The organism is [Bacillus] caldolyticus, assembly GCF_003595605.1.
Classification (GTDB): domain Bacteria; phylum Bacillota; class Bacilli; order Bacillales; family Anoxybacillaceae; genus Geobacillus; species Geobacillus thermoleovorans.
In genome coordinates this window covers 3,217,793-3,235,607 of the sequence record NZ_CP025074.1, presented here as the reverse complement: position 1 = coordinate 3,235,607, position 17,815 = coordinate 3,217,793, and the positions used below count along the sequence as shown (strand labels likewise).

14 protein-coding genes and 1 pseudogene are annotated in these 17,815 nt (G+C 51.8%); 10 read left to right on the top strand and 5 right to left on the bottom strand.

Translation table 11 applies throughout. The features are described from left to right. Position 1 precedes the first annotated feature (1 nt). A complete protein-coding gene (locus CWI35_RS16815) occupies positions 2–199 on the top strand; it encodes a YqzH family protein (RefSeq protein ID WP_011231810.1) in 198 nt (65 codons plus the stop codon). 126 nt (positions 200–325) lie between these two features. On the opposite strand, the gene CWI35_RS16810 is transcribed toward CWI35_RS16815, so the two are convergent. Next, positions 326–1,114 carry an SDR family NAD(P)-dependent oxidoreductase gene (locus CWI35_RS16810; protein WP_014196272.1) on the bottom strand — a complete coding sequence of 263 codons (789 nt, stop codon included), beginning with the start codon at positions 1,112–1,114 and terminating at the stop codon, positions 326–328. Beyond that, entirely contained in the window at positions 1,105–2,076 is a 972-nt protein-coding gene (locus tag CWI35_RS16805; protein WP_011231812.1) for an MBL fold metallo-hydrolase, read from the bottom strand. The genes CWI35_RS16810 and CWI35_RS16805 overlap by 10 nt, the downstream gene beginning before the upstream one ends. A 509-nt stretch (positions 2,077–2,585) precedes the next feature. On the opposite strand from CWI35_RS16805, the gene proI reads away from it, so the two are divergent. Both proI and namA read left to right on the top strand, forming a co-directional pair. Continuing rightward, positions 2,586–3,425 carry a pyrroline-5-carboxylate reductase ProI gene (gene proI, locus CWI35_RS16800; RefSeq protein WP_013144820.1) on the top strand — a complete coding sequence of 280 codons (840 nt, stop codon included), beginning with the start codon at positions 2,586–2,588 and terminating at the stop codon, positions 3,423–3,425. Positions 3,426–3,565: 140 nt separating this feature from the next. Further along, positions 3,566–4,588: an NADPH dehydrogenase NamA gene (gene namA, locus CWI35_RS16795; protein WP_011231814.1), complete on the top strand. Its 1,023-nt coding sequence runs from the start codon at positions 3,566–3,568 to the stop codon at positions 4,586–4,588. Here the strand turns inward: namA and rnz are convergent. After that, the gene (rnz, locus tag CWI35_RS16790; RefSeq protein ID WP_015375332.1) at positions 4,585–5,508 is read right to left on the bottom strand and encodes a ribonuclease Z; all 924 of its coding nucleotides are present in this window, start codon (positions 5,506–5,508) and stop codon (positions 4,585–4,587) included. The genes namA and rnz overlap by 4 nt on opposite strands. A gap of 228 nt (positions 5,509–5,736) precedes the next feature. Here rnz and zwf point away from each other — a divergent pair, with 228 nt between their 5' ends. Both zwf and CWI35_RS16780 read left to right on the top strand, forming a co-directional pair. Further along, on the top strand, positions 5,737–7,230 hold the full coding sequence (gene zwf / locus CWI35_RS16785; RefSeq protein WP_062898759.1) for a glucose-6-phosphate dehydrogenase: 1,494 nt from the start codon (positions 5,737–5,739) through the stop codon (positions 7,228–7,230). Between the two features lie 100 nt (positions 7,231–7,330). Next, positions 7,331–7,948, top strand: a complete 618-nt coding sequence (locus CWI35_RS16780) for a cyclase family protein (RefSeq protein WP_033025800.1) — start codon at positions 7,331–7,333, stop codon at positions 7,946–7,948. Between the two features lie 107 nt (positions 7,949–8,055). Here the strand turns inward: CWI35_RS16780 and CWI35_RS16775 are convergent, their stop codons facing one another. Further along, the gene (locus CWI35_RS16775; protein ID WP_119877944.1) at positions 8,056–9,423 is read right to left on the bottom strand and encodes a glycoside hydrolase family 1 protein; all 1,368 of its coding nucleotides are present in this window, start codon (positions 9,421–9,423) and stop codon (positions 8,056–8,058) included. A 338-nt stretch (positions 9,424–9,761) separates the two neighbouring features. Between CWI35_RS16775 and CWI35_RS16770 the strand changes: the two are divergent. After that, a pseudogene (locus CWI35_RS16770) lies at positions 9,762–11,008 on the top strand (RNA-guided endonuclease InsQ/TnpB family protein). Positions 11,009–11,072: 64 nt separating this feature from the next. On the opposite strand, the gene CWI35_RS16765 reads toward CWI35_RS16770, so the two are convergent. Then, positions 11,073–12,884, bottom strand: coding sequence for a YncE family protein (locus tag CWI35_RS16765; RefSeq protein WP_095859615.1), 1,812 nt, complete (start codon positions 12,882–12,884; stop codon positions 11,073–11,075). Positions 12,885–13,217: 333 nt separating this feature from the next. Here CWI35_RS16765 and CWI35_RS16755 point away from each other — a divergent pair, with 333 nt between their 5' ends. The 4 genes from CWI35_RS16755 (at position 13,218) to CWI35_RS16740 (ending at position 17,679) form a co-directional block, all read left to right on the top strand. Next, positions 13,218–13,904 (top strand): response regulator transcription factor, encoded by a 687-nt coding sequence (locus tag CWI35_RS16755; RefSeq protein ID WP_044745323.1) that lies wholly within the window; start codon positions 13,218–13,220, stop codon positions 13,902–13,904. Beyond that, positions 13,904–14,908, top strand: coding sequence for a sensor histidine kinase (locus tag CWI35_RS16750; protein ID WP_095859617.1), 1,005 nt, complete (start codon positions 13,904–13,906; stop codon positions 14,906–14,908). The genes CWI35_RS16755 and CWI35_RS16750 overlap by 1 nt, the downstream gene beginning before the upstream one ends. A gap of 93 nt (positions 14,909–15,001) precedes the next feature. Then, positions 15,002–15,757, top strand: a complete 756-nt coding sequence (locus CWI35_RS16745) for an ABC transporter ATP-binding protein (RefSeq protein ID WP_095859618.1) — start codon at positions 15,002–15,004, stop codon at positions 15,755–15,757. Next, complete coding sequence (locus CWI35_RS16740; RefSeq protein ID WP_119877943.1) at positions 15,754–17,679, top strand: FtsX-like permease family protein; 1,926 nt, start codon at positions 15,754–15,756, stop codon at positions 17,677–17,679. Before CWI35_RS16745 ends, CWI35_RS16740 begins: the two co-directional genes overlap by 4 nt. Positions 17,680–17,815 lie beyond the last annotated feature (136 nt).

Below are 17,815 nucleotides of genomic sequence, written 5' to 3'. Positions count from 1 at the left end.
GATGGACGAACGATGGCTGCAAAAACAAGTGCGCAACTGCCTGCGGCATTATGGCTATGATGATGACATGATGCCGCTTGGCGAAGACGACTGGCGCGAGCTTTGCACCCGCATTGCCGCCGCCAAAGAGAGGCAGCCAAACGCGGACATCTATGAACTTGTCCATGACGCCGTCTACCGGTTCATCACCAGCGCTTGACCCGGCTCGTGTCAAACGAACACGGGGTTGGCCCCAAAGGCCATCTTTCTTCAAGAAGAGGAAAGGCGTTTCGCGCGTCTAGACGATGATCAGAAAGGGTGCCCCTTATATTTGGGACACCCTCGCTTACTTTTGGAAAAACGCCCGCTTTGCCACCTTTTCCACAAGACCCGGAGCGAGCCGGTACAGCCGGCTGCCGAGATCCATCCAACGCGGCATGTTCACTTCGCGCGTTGGCGTCATCATCGCGGCAACAACGCGCTTCGCCACCGCCTCCGGCCTTAACATCCAACGCGAGACATTGCGCACATACTCTCCCGATTCATCAGCGGCCGAAAAAAAGTTCGTCTCCACCGGCCCCGGATTGACGGCCGTGACAAAAATGCCAAAGCGCCCCGCCTCGAGGCGGAGGCTGTCGGTAAAGCCAACGACCGCGTGTTTCGTCGCGGAATAGACACTCGACTTCGGCGTCGCGATTTTGCCGGCTTGCGACGCAATGTTGATAATATGGCCGCTTCCTCTCTCTTTCATATGCGAATACACCGCCTTCGTACAGGCGATGAGGCCGAAGACGTTGACGGCAAACATCCTCTCCATTTCATCCAAGTCGATGTCCTCGACATAGCGAAAGACGCCAAACCCGGCGTTGTTGACCAACACATCGATCGCGCCAAGATCCGCAATGAGCTGGGAAACAACCGCCTCGATCATGCCGCGGTCGCTGACATCAAGCGATGCATACGGGGCGCGAATGCCGGTTTGCGCTTCGATCCGCGCGCTCGCTTCTTTCAGCTTTTCTTCACTGCGCGCCAAGAGCACCGGCACCGCCCCTTGGCGCGCCGCTTCATAGGCGATTTGCTCGCCAATTCCTCCCGACGCTCCGGTAATGACGACATGGCGCCCCTTCAGCCGCACACCGACACCCCCACCGCTTCGTAGACGTATCGGCCGGCTTCCTGCTTTTTCGTCACATACCCGTTCGCCTCGAGATAATCAAGCTGGCCGATCGTCTCTGACATCGTCAGCATGAGCTGGCGTTCGTAAGCGGTCGGGAACAGCTTTTGACAAACGTCAAACACCGTATGCGGGCGTTCTTTCACCATTTCGAGCACCCGCTCGGCGCGCTGGCGCTGCTTACCCAGCCGCTCGCGAACGAGCGCCGGAATATCGGTCGCATCGTCGCCATGGCCGTTTAGCGAGCGAACGATATCGTATTGCAGCATTTTTTGCAGCGACTCGTTGTACTGCAACAACGGTTTCGGCCGTCCCGTCTCTCCTTCCGCCGGCGGCTCCATCATTGGATTCGGGGAAATATGAACAAGCAAATGATCGCCGCCGATCAGCAATCCGTCCGCCTCGCGGTAGAGGGCGATATGGCTTTGCGCATGCCCCGGCGTTTCGATGACCTGCCACCCGGGCATCCCCGGCACCGCGTCCCCTTCCGTCACCATGATGTCAAGCCCGCGCCGGCTTGCGTAGCGAAGCGATCCGCCTTCTTTGGACAGCTGACTGAACAAACGGCGGTCGACGCCGCATTCCGTAAAAAATTCCTGAAAAAATTGGACGTACCGCTCCATAAACGAACGTTCGCGGCGCAAAAACGGATCCGCTTTCGGATGGCCGATGATCGGCGCATGCGGAAAATAATCAAGCAAGCCGACATGATCCGGATGATGGTGAGTAATGACGATTTGTTCAATATCCTCTGGCGCATAACCGACCTCGCCAAGCTGCTTCACAAACAGCTGCCATGCTTCCTCTGTTTTCACTCCGGCATCGACCAGCGTCAACCGATCGCCGGCGATCACGTACATATGCACATCGCCGACCGGAAACGGCGTCGGCACCGTGATCCGATACACTCGTTCCTCGTTCATTGCGTTCCCTTCTTTCCTCAAGTTCATGAACCATCCCGTTCGAACCGTTTCATCAGTCAAAATGAATAGTTATTCATTATATTTTATTTTACAGTTTACACCGATTTCATCCATTTGTCATGCCTTTTTCTTCCGCACGACGAAATTGCAAAAAAATTCGCTCTCCTCTCTTGACAACAGCGCCTGTCCCGCGGCATAATGACTAATAACATCACGGATACGGCAAACCGGCGATGAACAGGGCCAGTAAACCGCAAACGGCACCAGAGAGCGAAGCCCGCGGCTGGAAGGCTTTGCGGCCCTCTTTGCGGTTGAACCTACCCTAGGAGCTGTTAGGCCAACCTAAACGCCTCCCCGGCGTTATCGGGGCAGAGTCGGGCCTGTTTGGCGCTTGGGCCAAATCGGGCCAAAAAAGGTGGTACCGCGGAAACGAAGGTTTTCCGTCCTTTTGCAGGACGGGAAACCTTTTTCTTTTGGATGGATACACCAAGGCAAGGAGGAGTGGAATGATGAACAACGAACGAACGATCGCGCTCATCGGCGCCGGCTCGATGGCGGAAGCGCTCATCGCCGGCATGACGAAAGCGTTTTGCCATCCGGCGCACATTGTCGTCGCCAACCGACAAAACCGCGCTCGGCTCGAGGAGCTGGCGCGCCAATACGGTGTTTGCACGGCGGGTTGCGCGCAAGAAGCCGTCAAACAAGCGGATATCGTCATTTTGGCGATGAAGCCGAAAGACGTCGTCGAAGCGATGAACGCCATCGCACCGACCCTCCGCGCCCATCAGCTCATTCTTTCACTGCTCGCCGGCATCACGACCGAGACGATCGAACGGCTCGCCGGACGCAACATCCCTGTCGTGCGCGCCATGCCAAACACATCCGCCGCCGTCGGCTTATCAGCGACCGCGATCGCCGGCGGCCGCTTCGCCGCGAAAGAACATCTTGAGGTCGCCAAACAGCTGTTTGAAACGGTCGGCATCGTCGCTGTTGTGCCGGAGAAGGACTTGCATGCGGTCACCGGCCTGTCCGGGAGCGGTCCGGCGTATGTGTATTACTTGGTCGAAGCGATGGAAAAAGCGGCGGCCGACATCGGCCTTGAGCGAGATGTCGCCAAACGGCTCATTTTGCAAACGATCATCGGCGCAGCCGAGATGCTAAAAGCGTCCGACAAGCACCCATCCGTCCTGCGCCGTGAAGTCACGAGCCCAGGCGGCACGACCGAAGCCGGCATTGGCGTGCTTGAGCAATACCGGTTCCAAGAAGCGGTCATCGCCTGCATCCGCCGGGCGACGGCCCGCTCCGAAGAGCTCGGCAGCGCTCTTCTCGCTGCCATCGCCGAAGCGTAAAGAGCGGACCTCCGGAGCGCGCCGCTCCTTTTCCCGCCTAGCCCGAACACGGCGACAATCCGTTTTATTTTGTTTTTGATAAGCAGCGTGCTATCATTCAGTAATGAACCATTCATTGGCCTAGAAAGGAGCTGCTTGTCATGAACACGATGCTGTTTTCGCCGTATACAATCCGCGGGCTGACGCTGAAAAACCGAATTGTCATGTCGCCGATGTGCATGTATTCGTGCGACACGAAAGACGGCGCCGTACGCACGTGGCATAAAATCCACTACCCGGCTCGCGCTGTCGGCCAAGTCGGCTTGATTATCGTTGAAGCGACCGGCGTGACGCCGCAAGGTCGCATTTCTGAACGCGACTTAGGCATTTGGAGCGATGACCATATCGCCGGGCTTCGCGAACTCGTTGGGCTTGTGAAAGAGCATGGGGCGGCCATCGGCATCCAGCTTGCCCATGCGGGGAGAAAATCGCAAGTGCCGGGAGAGATCATCGCTCCGTCAGCTGTCCCGTTTGATGATTCGTCGCCGACGCCAAAAGAAATGACGAAAGCCGACATTGAAGAAACGGTGCAAGCGTTCCAAAACGGCGCACGGCGCGCGAAGGAAGCCGGCTTTGACGTCATTGAAATCCATGCCGCCCACGGCTACCTCATTAACGAATTTTTATCGCCGCTCTCCAACCGGCGCCAAGACGAGTACGGCGGCTCTCCGGAAAACCGTTACCGTTTCTTGGGCGAGGTGATCGACGCTGTCCGCGAGGTGTGGGACGGACCGCTTTTTGTCCGCATCTCGGCGTCCGACTACCATCCGGACGGGCTGACGGCCAAAGACTATGTCCCATACGCCAAGCGGATGAAAGAACAAGGAGTCGACCTCGTCGATGTCAGCTCCGGCGCTATTGTTCCGGCGCGCATGAACGTCTATCCCGGCTACCAAGTGCCATTTGCCGAACTGATCCGCCGTGAAGCAGACATCCCGACCGGCGCTGTCGGCCTCATTACGTCCGGCTGGCAAGCGGAAGAAATTTTGCAAAACGGCCGCGCCGATCTCGTCTTTTTGGGGCGCGAGCTGCTGCGCAACCCGTATTGGCCATACGCCGCGGCGAGAGAGCTGGGCGCAAAAATCTCGGCGCCCGTCCAATATGAGCGCGGCTGGCGGTTTTAACCGCGCGGGATCGAAAACGAGGCGAAATCAACGGCGAGCTCGGTGTTCGGAAACACGCTGCGCGCCTCGGCGACGAGCTGCAGCGCCGCCTCACCTTGGTAGCGAGAGCTGATATGGGTCAAAATAAGCCGCTTCGCCCCGGCCCGCCTCGCCACCTCGGCTGCGTCTGTGGTCGTGGAATGGAAATAGTCATGGGCCAGCCGCTGTTCCGCCGCGGCAAACGTCGCCTCGTGGACAACGACATCGGCATCGCGGGCGAGTTCAATCGCCGCTTCGCAAAAACGGGTATCGCCCAACACGGCGACGATTCTCCCCTTTTGCGGCGGCCCGACAAATTCGCGCCCGTCGATGACCGTGCCGTCATCCAGCACGACCGTTTTTCCTTGCTTAATTTCTTGATAAATCGGGCCGGGGCGGACGCCGAGTGCTTGCAATCGCTCGACCAAGAGCGGGCCGGGCAAATCTTTTTCAACGACGCGGAAACCGTATGACGGCATGCCGTGATCGAGCCGTTTGGCGATGACGGAAAACCGTTCATCGTCAAAAATGACGCCCTCATCGATCTCCACAATGTTCAGTTCATAGCGGAGCTTTGTCCCGCTGACGGCAAGGGCCGTTTCGACAAACGCGCGAATGCCTTTTGGGCCGAAGACCGTAAGCGGCGTCTCGCCGCTTTGAAACGAACGGCTGCCTAGCAGTCCAGGCAATCCGAACAAATGGTCGCCATGCAAGTGCGTAATAAAAATATGCTCGATGCGGCGCGGGCGAATGGCGGTATGCAAAATTTGATGCTGCGTCGCTTCGCCGCAGTCAAACAGCCATGTCGCCCCGCGTTCGCCAAGCAGCTGCAGGGCGACGGACGATACGTTGCGCTCTTTGGCCGGCACGCCGGCACCCGTGCCTAAAAACAACAGTTCCAACGCGCTTCACTCCTTTTTCTCGCTCAACATTGCCTGTTGTTAGCGTACCAATGTCAAAACGGCTTTTCAACTTTCTTTTGCGCTCAAAAACGCCGGGTTGGCGCCCGGCTCTTTCATGAACATAAACGCTTTCCCGCCGGAAAGCAACAAAGTGTTTGCGTTCCGACCGGCAAACCTCTACAATGGTTTCATTGAAGAGACAAATTTGGTTAAAGCGAGGTACATACGGTGGACAACATGAATCCGAAATCGATCATCGTCATTTTCGGAGCGACGGGAGATTTGGCGAAACGGAAACTGTTTCCGTCCCTTTACCGCCTGTATGAAAAAGGGCACCTAAACGACCAGTTCGCCGTCGTCGGCGTCGCGCGCCGCCCGTTGTCGGCCGACGAGTTCCGGAACTATGTGCGCGACTCGGTCGAAACGGCGTTTCACCAAAAGCTCGCCGACGGCCGATTCACCTCCCATTTCTATTACCATCCGTTCGACGTGACGGAAGCCGAGTCGTACCAGCGCTTAAAGTCGCTCCTCGAACAGCTCGACGGCACATACAAGACCGAAGGCAACCGCATCTTTTATTTGGCGATGGCGCCGGAATTTTTCGGCACCGTTACTTCCCGCTTGCAGTCGGAAGGATTGACGGAAACGCACGGCTTTAAGCGGCTCGTCATCGAAAAGCCGTTCGGGCATGACTTGGCGAGCGCCGAGAAGCTGAATGACGAGATTCGCCGCGTCTTTTCCGAGCGGGAAATCTACCGGATCGACCATTACCTCGGCAAAGAAATGGTGCAAAACATCGAGGTCATCCGCTTTTCAAACGCCATTTTCGAGCCGCTTTGGAACAACCGGTTCATCGCCAACATTCAAATCACATCGAGCGAAACGCTCGGCGTCGAAGACCGCGGCCGCTACTACGACCATTCCGGGGCGTTGCGCGACATGGTGCAAAACCATATGCTGCAAATGGTCGCCCTGTTGGCGATGGAGCCGCCGATCAAACTAACAACTGATGACATCCGCCATGAAAAAGTGAAAGTGTTGCGCGCCTTGCGCCCGATTGTGCACGATGAAGTCGACCGCTATTTCGTGCGCGGCCAATACGGACGCGGAACCATCCACGGCAAACACGTGCCGGCGTACCGCGAAGAGCCGAACGTCGATCCGAACTCGAACACGGAAACGTTCGTCGCCGGAAAACTTTTGATCGACAACTTCCGCTGGGCCGGCGTGCCGTTTTACATCCGCACCGGCAAACGGATGGCGGAAAAATCGACAAAAATCGTCGTCCAATTTAAAGATGTACCGATGAACTTGTATTACCGGACGAATGAGACGATCGCCCCGAACTTGCTCGTCATCCACATCCAGCCGGACGAAGGGATCACCCTTCATTTAAACGGCAAAAAAACCGGGGAATCGACGACCATAACAGCTCCATTTCAACTCGACTATTGCAACAACTGCATCGACGGCATCAACACGCCCGAAGCGTACGAAAAGCTGTTGTACGACTGCATGCGCGGCGATGCGACGAACTTCACCCATTGGGACGAGGTGGCAGCGTCATGGCAATTTGTCGACCCAATTTCTGAGGTGTGGGCGAACACAAAAGCTTCCGACTTTCCGAACTACGCGGCTGGCTCCATGGGCCCGGCGGCTGCGGACGAGCTGCTCAAACAAGACGGCTTCCACTGGTGGCCGATCGAGCATCCGCGTTCGTAAAGACGCAATGGGCCCGCCTGTTGCGCCCATCTCGTCCTCTTTGCCAAACCAACATAGGGCGCTTGCCCCTTTATCCCTCATGCAAAGGAGCGAATGAACGATGAAAGTGTATGACGTCACGGCCCCGATTTACGAGGGCATGCCCGTGTATAAAAACAAACCGGAAAAACAGCCGAAGCGCACCACCGTCACCAACGGCTATGTGACCGAATCGCGCATTGACATGGACGTGCACACCGGCACGCACATTGACGCCCCTCTTCATATGGTCGAAGGCGGGGCGACGTTTGAAACGATTCCATTGGACGACCTCGTCGGCCCGTGCAAGCTGTTCGATTTAACCGATGTCAACGACCGGATCACGAAAGACGACATCGCGCATCTTGACATTCAAAAAGGCGACTTCGTTCTGTTTAAAACGAAAAACTCCTTTGATGATGCATTTAACTTTGAGTTTATTTTCGTCGCCGAAGACGCGGCCCGGTATCTAGCCGACAAACACATCCGCGGCGTCGGCATCGACGCCCTTGGCATCGAACGGGCGCAAGAAGGCCACCCGACCCATAAAACGCTGTTTGGCGCCGGTGTCATCGTCATCGAAGGGCTGCGGCTGAAAGACGTCCCCGAAGGCCGCTATTTCATGGTCGCCGCCCCTCTCAAACTCGTCGGCACCGACGCCGCCCCGGCGCGCGTCTTGCTGTTGGACCGCGAGCCGTAAAAACAGCCGGTCCCCCGATGGGACCGGCTGTTTGATCATGTCAAATTGAATATTCGCCATGGCCGCCCTAAAGACTGGTAAAATGGCGGGGGCTTCCCCGCCTCTGTTTACAGCTCTTCCCCGTTCGTGCGAATGACGCGCTGGAACCAGTAGAAGCTTTTTTTCTTATAGCGCTTCAAATCGCGCAAGTTCTCGTCGTCGCGGTTGACGAAAATGACGCCGTAGCGCTTGCGCATCTCCCCTTGCGAGCTTAACAAGTCGGTTGCTCCCCACATTAAATAACCGATCACCTCGACGCCTTCTTCCATCGCCATCTTCATTTGTTCGATATGGCGGCGCAAATAGTCGATCCGCTCATCATCTTCGACCGTGCCGTCCTCATTCAGCTCCTCTTCCAATCCGATCCCGTTTTCGGTGATGAAAATGGGCATCTGATAGCGGGCGTACACGTCTTTTAAGGCCATCCGCAACCCGATCGGATCGATCGCCCAGCCCCATTTCGTCTTTGGCAAGTGCGGGTTCGGTTCAAGCCCTTTGATGATCCACTCATCCTGTTCCTGATGGCGGACGATTTGGCTTTGATAGTAGCTGAACGACAAAAAGTCGACCGTCTGCGAACGGAGCAACTCCTCATCCCCCGCTTCGAGCGGCAGGCAGATTCCTTTTTTCTCAAGCCGGTTGGTCACATAACGCGGATAGGCGCCGCGGGCGAACACATCAAAGAAGAAATCAATGAACAGCTCTTTCGCCTGCACGTTCGCCAAAGCGTCTTCCGGCCGGCATGTCGCCGGATACGTCGTCAAATACGTCACCATCCCGCCGATCTTCGCCTCGGGAGCGATTTCGCGCAGCGCCTTCACCGCTTTCGCGTGGGCGATAAACACGTTATGACAGACGCGGTAGGCAAACGCTTCCGGGTCTTCGTCTTCCGGCCCAATCGCCCCCCATAAATGCGGCTGTTCGAGCACTAAATTTTGTTCGTTGAACGTCAGCCAATAGTTCACTTTCCCGCGGTAACGCGCAAATACGGTGCGCGCGTACCGCTCAAACAAGTCGACGACCTTTCGCGAGGCAAAGCCGTTGTATTTCTTGGCCAACGCCAGCGGCAAATCAAAATGGTACAGCGTAATGACCGGCTCGATGCCGTTCGCTCTCAATTCATCAAACACGGCGTCATAAAACGCCAAGCCCGCTTCATTCGGCTCCCCTTCCCCGTCCGGAAAAATGCGCGTCCAAGCGATGCTCGTCCGGTAGGCGGTAAAGCCGAGCTCCTTGAACAAAGCGATGTCTTCTTTGTAGCGATGGTAAAAATCGACCGCCACTTTCCAATCGGAATGCCCTTTTGGAATCGGGCGCGCATCAACGATCGACAGCCCTTTGCCGCCTTCGTTCCACGCCCCTTCCGTCTGAAACGACGTCACCGCCCCGCCCCATAAAAAGTCGTCGGGGATGATCGATTTACGCTGTTGTGACATGGAAAGACCCTCCTATCTGTGAACAGACGTGTTTAAGTGATTGAACGCCTTGGAAAATTCACCTTTGGGCATCATCCTCATGATGACATATTTGCTTCTTTATAAAACGAGACGAGCGGAGGTACGAGCCCGTCTAGACGTTGTGAAAACTGTTTCATGCGCTTTGGAGAACCAACGCTCCCAGCAATGGCAATTTTATCTTAATTAGGCGAGAAGACTCCCACTTCAACGAAGCGAAGCGGAGTAAGTGGGAGATGAATCGCCTTAACTATATTTTGCTGAAAATAGGATAGATTCAGTAAAATATAGTATCATATAGTTAGATGGGAGGTGAAAACATGTATTTTTGTATCAAACAACAGCTAAATGGTTTGACCAAAGAAGAATACTTGACTCTTCGAGAACTGTGCCATATTGCCAAGAACATGTACAACGTCGGATTGTACAATGTCAGACAATACTATTTTGAACACAAGGAATTTCTTAATTATGAGAAAAACTATCATCTTGCAAAAACTAACGAAAACTATAAGCTGTTAAACAGCAACATGGCACAGCAAATTTTAAAAAAGGTCAATGAAGCCTTTAAATCTTTCTTTGGTTTGATCAGTCTTGCCAAACAAGGAAAATATGACCACAAGGCTATCAGTATTCCAAAATATCTTAAAAAAGATGGCTTTCATTCACTGATCATTGGCCAGATTCGTATAGACGGCAACAAATTCACGATACCGTATTCTCGCCTATTTAAAAAGACTCACAAGCCTATCACGATAACGATTCCGCCTGTGTTACTGGACAAAAAGATTAAGCAGATTGAAATCATTCCTAAGCATCATGCCAGGTTCTTTGAGATTCAGTACAAATATGAAATGCCTGAAGATCAAAGAGAATTAAATGACCAAAAAGCACTGGCAATTGATTTAGGATTAAACAATTTTGCCACTTGTGTCACATCAGACGGCAGATCATTCATCATTGATGGGCGGAGATTAAAAAGTATAAATCAATGGTTTAACAAAGAAAATGCCAGACTTCAAAGCATGAAAGATAAGCAAAAAATCAAAGGCACCACTCGTAAACAGGCTTTGCTTGCTATGAATCGCAATAATAAAGTGAATGATTATATCAACAAGACTTGCCGTTACATCATTAACTACTGTATTGAAAATCAAATTGGCAAACTTGTCATTGGCTATGCGGAAACATGGCAACGCAATATTAATCTAGGAAAAAAACAAATCAAAACTTTGTCAATATTCCTCTCGGTAACATAAAAGAAAAACTAGAATATCTTTGTGAATTTTACGGCATTGAATTCTTGAAACAGGAAGAATCATATACGTCTCAAGCCAGCTTTTTTGACGGCGATGAGATTCCTGAATATAATGCCGACAATCCAAAAGAATATAAGTTCAGCGGCAAACGTATTAAGCGCGGCTTGTATCGAACAAAGTCTGGCAAACTAATTAATGCTGATGTCAATGGCGCATTAAACATCTTAAAGAAAAGTAAAGCTGTAGACCTGAGTGTCTTATGCTCTAGCGGCGAAGTGGACACGCCTCAAAGAATAAGGATTGCTTGAAGCAGTCAAACTTCTTTGGAAGCCCCCACTTCAAATTTTCGCTAGAAAATTAAGTGGGGGTAGTTCACTGAGACAGTTTTTGCTTAATCAAATAATGGTTCGTAGCCACTTTTCGATACGTGAAGATCATTCCATCATCTCCAGCCGTTGCGAGCAACGCTTCAGATGACAAATCGGCGATTTTCGTTCCTGTTGCCCGGTTATAAATGGCACGGCTGGTGATGATATATTGACGGCTCGCCGCCCGCAGCGGCTCCGGAAATTCAGCGGCCACCAATGCGCCGGGCTGGGCTGGATTGATGCGCGCCTTTCCGTAAAAAATCTCCCCGCCGTTCATAAAAAAGGCATCATCCCCTCCAGGGAAGGACAATAGTTGCGAAACATGCCAATCGGAAAGCCGCACCGCATACAGATCATGATCCGATGTTCCTTCCTGTCCGACATACAATACATTTTGTTTTTCGTCATACCCAATCAACGGATTGATGAATACCTTTGGGATTCGCCATTGTTTTTTCGTCTTCATATCATAAACGGCAATCGATCCCGTCAACGTGCGGCTATTGTCCGTGAAGAAAATTTTCCCGTCCCCGATCGCCAATGAACGCGGAGCAGCGATCAGCGGCACCGTTCCAAGAAACCGCATTGTTTTGGCGTCGTAAATCGCCATTTTCGTCGCTCCCGATAGCGCAACATACACCTTGCCGCCATCAATTTTTACATCTGTCGGCTGCGGTCCGGGATGAATTTCTTTCACCATTTTCATGTCGCTGGCGCGAATGACAAACAGTTTGCTGTCTTCGGCGGACAACACATACAACCATCCGGTCGACGAATCATAAGCCAAATGGGAAATGGGGACATTGGTGAAAGCATAATGGGACGATCGAACATAATAGCTCTCATCGGCCGGCAATGGATATTTATAAATTCGATTTTCCCCTTCTTTGATCAAATACAAATTGTACTTTGCATCCATCAACGCATAGTTCGTCGGGAATGGAAGCGCGTTTATCTTAGCAGAGGTGTAACGGTCATACACCGCCTTATTTGTCACCACGTAGGCCCCTTGAACATCTAAAACGGGGCCGTTATAACAGTCGTGCACCATGTTGATATTTCCGGCATCAATGCGCCTTCCCGCAAAAAACACATCGCTTCCGTCAACGATGAGCGGATGGATGGGCGCGCTGCCTCTCGGCCCTTGATACGAAACTCGCTTCACCACCTTCAAATCGGACAGGCGCAATACCGCTAAATCAGGAATGGAAACATTGCGGCCGATGAAGGCCAGACCTCGCTTCTCATCGAAAAACAACGTATTTTCCTCTGAAAAAACGGAAAAAAAGTTAGGATCAGCAATCAGCCGGATTGTTTGGCGTTTCGCCGCCAAATCCCACATGTACATCTCATACGTCGTCTTCCCGCGCCCGTACTGCTTTCCGAAAGTTACGATTTTGTTGCCTAATAAGCCAAACGGCAATCCGTTATACGGGGCTCGTTGAATCAGCCGTTTCGTTTTGACGTCAAAAACGTCTATCGATGTTTCAGACGGCACATACAGCTTCCCGTCCCGCAAAAGAAGAGTGACCGACCGCTGGGCATATTTCCGCCATAAAGCGCTGTATGCCCGCAGAGAAACGGGTTCCTGCTTTTTGATCGACAATGTGCTCGCTTCAATAAATAATAACATCCCCTTTTCCGTGAGCGCATAAATATACCCATTTTGATCATCCATGACCCAATCGAGCACGCGCCCAGGAAGCTGTTGCGTACGCGGTCCGGCCGCTTCCGCTTTAGCGGAAGGAAACACATGGAAAAGACAGATAAACAAGAAGAGACAAAATAAAAAACCTTTCCTAAATGTTGTTCCCATTCCAATCCCCCGTCAAACAATGATTTCTAATTCCTTCCTTATACATTCCTTGCGCATAGCATAGCTCAAACAATCGTGCACCGACATTTGACCATTCCTTATCCATCCTCAATATCCATGATAGCCCACCGTCGATCATCACTTCAAGCTCTTTTTGCCATACGCACCCCGTTCGGCTGCATGCACCAACTGCCGCCGATCACGAACAGCGGCCATCGCTTTGCTGTGTAATGCATTTTCATGCTTTCCCTTTTGAACCTCCTTTCCCCCGAACGGTGAAACAAATATAATGAAAACGGAACTCCCAATAGAAACAAGTGGGGTGAGGCAAAATTGAACATTTTGCTCATTGAAGATGATGTGACGTTGTTTCAAGAAATCAAAGCACGTTTGGAACAATGGTCGTACAATGTTTGCGGCATCCGCGATTTCGGTCGTGTGATGGAAGAGTTTTCTGCTTGCAAGCCGCACTTGGTGATCATCGACATCCAGCTGCCGAAATTTGACGGGTTCCACTGGTGCCGCCAGATTCGTGCTCATTCGAACGTCCCGATTTTGTTCTTATCATCGCGCGACCACCCGACTGATATGGTCATGTCGATGCAGCTTGGGGCTGATGATTACATCCAAAAGCCGTTTCATTTCGATGTGCTGATCGCCAAAATCCAAGCGCTGCTCCGCCGCGTGTACAACTACAATGCCGGACCCGTTCAGCTGCAAACATGGTGCGGGGCAACGGTCGACTATGAAAAAAGCACAGTCTCAAATGAACACGGAACAGTGGAGCTGACGAAAAACGAGCTGTTGATTTTGAAACATTTATTGGCCAAGAAAAACCAGATCGTTGCTCGGACGGAGCTGATCAAACGGCTATGGGAAGACGAACGGTTTGTCAGCGACAACACGCTGACCGTCAACGTCAACCGCCTACGGAAAAAACTGGACGAACTCGGCTTGGGCCGCTTCATTGAAACGAAAGTTGGGCAAGGCTATATGGCTACGGAAGAAGGGAGCCACTGATGATCAAAGATTATTTGTGGGAACGAAAAAGCTGGATGGCCCTCTTTCTCTTTCTGGAGCTGTTCATCCTGTTTGTCGCTTATCTGGATCCGACGATTCCGCTCTCCTCCGTCCTTTACATCGTCTTTTTAACGACTATCATCTTTGTTGTCTTTGTCATCATCCGTTGGAAAAAAGAAACGGCATTTTATCAACGTTTGCAAGAGTGGGAGCGCCGCCTCGATCCCATCTCTGCCCTGCGGGCGGCAAGCCCGCTGGAGAAGATCGTCGAACGCGTCCTCGCCAGCCAAACGGACCAATGGAAACAGGAACTGAAAGAACACCTCACCACGTTGGAACAAGAGAAAGATGAACTGTTGTCATGGATTCACGAAATGAAAACGCCGCTGACGGCCATGCGGCTCATCATCGAACGGGTTGGGGACGAAAACACGAAAGCGCAACTCTTGTACGAATGGCTGCGCATTCATCTGCTTCTTGATCAGCAACTTCATCAACGACGGCTTCCACACATGGAAAACGACTTATATATCGAACAAGTCGAGCTTGAGCCGCTTCTCATCAATGAGATTAAACCGCTGCAATCGTGGTGTATGCAAAAAGGCATCGGCTTTGACCTTCAATTGGACGTCCGCTCCGTCCTGAGCGATGCCAAATGGCTTTCTTTTATCATCCGGCAAATCATCACGAATGCGGTGAAATACAGCGAGTCATCTGACATTGTCGTGAAAAGCTTTATGAAAAACGGCCATGCCCGCTTGCAAATTCAAGATTTCGGCTTGGGCATTGATCCAAAGGACTTGCCGCGCATTTTCGAGAAAGGATTCACCTCCACCACCGAACACCAAAATGAAGCGGCGACGGGGATGGGGCTGTATTTGGCGAAAAAAGCCGCCAAACCGCTTCTTCTTGACTTTCATGTCGAATCCACGCCCGGGCGCGGAACGACATTTACGATCCTATTTCCACAAGAAAATGACATCATCCGCACACGTCGCATGTGACGATTTTGTCACATGCGGCTTCGTTTTGTTCGGCCAAACGCAGGAAAAAAATAATCTCATTGCTTATGATAGAAACGAAGGAGGGAAAATGAGATGATCATATTGGAAGCAACCAACATCCACAAAACGTACGGAACGAAAAAGAATCTACAAGAAGTGCTCAAAGGCATCGATCTGCGTGTGGAGAAGGGGGAATTTCTCGCGATCATGGGGCCTTCCGGATCAGGGAAAACGACGCTCCTCAACGTTCTTTCCTCAATCGACCGAGTGAGCGAGGGCGCTATTTTCATCGAAGGAAACAACGTCGTCGCCATGAAAGACCGAGAGCTGGCAGAGTTTCGCAAACGCCATGTCGGCTTCATCTTTCAAGAGTATCATTTGCTTGACACGCTGACGGTGAAGGAGAACGTCCTTTTGCCTTTATCGATTACGAAAACGCCCAAGCGAGAAGCGGAAAAGAAATTTGCAGAATTGGCGGCTGAACTTGGCATTACTGACATCCAAAACCACTATCCGAGCGAAATTTCTGGTGGGCAAAAACAGCGCGCTGCGGCGGCGCGGGCGTTCATCCATGAACCGAGCATCATTTTTGCCGATGAGCCGACGGGCGCACTCGATTCAAAATCGGCTTCCGATTTATTGCACAAGCTGCAACAACTTAATAAAAAACGGAAGACGACAATCATCATGGTCACCCACGATCCGGTCGCCGCCAGTTTCTCAGGCCGTGTCGTTTTTATCAAAGACGGACAATTGTATACGCAACTGTATAAAGGAACGGAAACGCGGCAGCAATTTTTCCAAGCCATTATGCAAACGCAAGGCGTGCTGGGCGGTGTTCGGCCATGAGCATGAAGCAACTCCTGTTCCGCAACTTGAAACAAAACATCCAACATTATTATTTGTACGTGTTTGCCTTGATGTTTGCTTCCGCCTTGTATTTCGCGTTCGTGACATTGCAGTACGATCCATCGCTTGATGCCATCAAAGGGGGAGTGAAAGGCGCGGCGGCCGTCCGCACAGGCGCGGTGCTTCTTATCGTGATTGTCGCCGTCTTTCTTTTGTACGCCAACGCCCTGTTTATCAAGCGTCGGAGCCATGAGATCGCTCTTTTGCAGTTGATCGGCATGACGAAACGAAACATCTTTTTGATGCTGGCGGCCGAAAACGTCATTCTTTATTACGGCACACTGATCATCGGCATATTGGTAGGATTTGCCGCTTCCAAGCTGTTGATGATGATTTTGTTTAAAATCATCGATATTCTGCTAGCGGCATCTCTTTCCTTTTCTGGACGAGCATTGGTGCAAACGTTGATTGTGTTCAGCGTGATTGATGTCCTCATGATGGGGATGAACCGCTTGTTTCTCAAAAAACAGACGATTTTATCCTTGTTCCGCACTACATCCACAACCGAAGCAAAACACGTATCCGTATGGAACATGGTCGTGGGGATGGTGGGGATCATCCTCATCGGCAGCGGCTATGGTATATCGACGAAATTGTTTAGCAGCGACTGGAAGAGCGTGCAAGGATTATTCATGGCCATGGCGTTCATCTTAGGCGCTGTCATCATCGGCACCTATTTGTTTTTCAAAGGAACGATCAGCTTTCTGTTCCACCTATGGCGAAAACAAAAAGGCGGCTATTTGTCGATCAACGACGTGCTATCGGGATCGTCGCTCATGTTTCGCATGAAATCGAACGCGTTGCTGCTTACGATCATCACGACCGTGTCGGCCATCGCGATCGGGTTGATTTCGTTAAGCTATATTTCCTACTATTCCGCCGAACGATCCGCGCAAAACTATGTCGCCGCCGATTTCGCGTTTACGGACAAAAAAGATGCCGCCCGTTTTACGGCGGCGCTGCGATCTCATGATATTCGCTATCGGGAAACGATGATCGATGTCATCGAAGCACCGACTGATATTTCGATGATTTTGGACATCGCTGATCAAAGCCGGCTCCAGTTTCAGCCGTCCGCCGCGCCGCTATCGGTGATCAGCGACACAAGTACAGGCCGCATCGATGTCAAGCCTAATGAAGCACTGCTGACGGGATATCAGGACATGCTCCGTCAATTCTTGCCGTTTAAAGAAACGGGAACGATTCGCTTAGAAGAAAACGGCCGCATGGTCCCGCTTCATTACCTTGGGATGAAAAAAGACTATTACGTCAACTATCATTTCACGTACGGCATGCCGACTGTCATCGTCGACCAAACGATGTTTGATCGTTTGCAAAAAGAAACCGATCCACAAAAGAAAAAGGTGCATATCGGAATTCATCTGACTGACGAAACAAATATTGAACGGGCTGATCAGTTGTTTCAACGCATGGAGTTTTCCTCCATCGCCGATTCGCGCCTGATGATGAGCCGCCACCGAAAGCAAACGTTCGGATTGATCATGTTTGTCGTCACCTTTTTAGGACTCGTCTTTTTGGTCACATCCGGCTGCATTCTTTACTTCAAGCAAATGGGCGCCGGCGAAGAAGAGCGGCCGAATTACACCATTTTGCGCAAACTGGGATTCACTGAAAAAGACTTGCTCGGGGGCATTCGGCGGAAACAGCTGTTCTACTTTGGCATTCCGTTGCTGCTCGGATTATCTCACAGCTATTTCGCCGTCCGTTCCGGCTGGTTCTTTTTCGGCACCGAACTGTGGACGCCGATGTTGACGGTGATGGCGATTTACACGGTCTGCTATTCGCTGTTTGGTGTGTTGTCCGTTCGTTATTACAAAAAGCTAATTCGCGAGGCGCTTTAAAACGATGCAGCGAGTGAGGGAAGAACCAAAACCGTTCCAACGTTCGCCCACTCGATCAGTGGTCATCCCATTCTGAAGATGCAGTTCCAGTTGACGGAACGAATTTTAGCTTTATCGAACACGAAAAGCCCTTAGA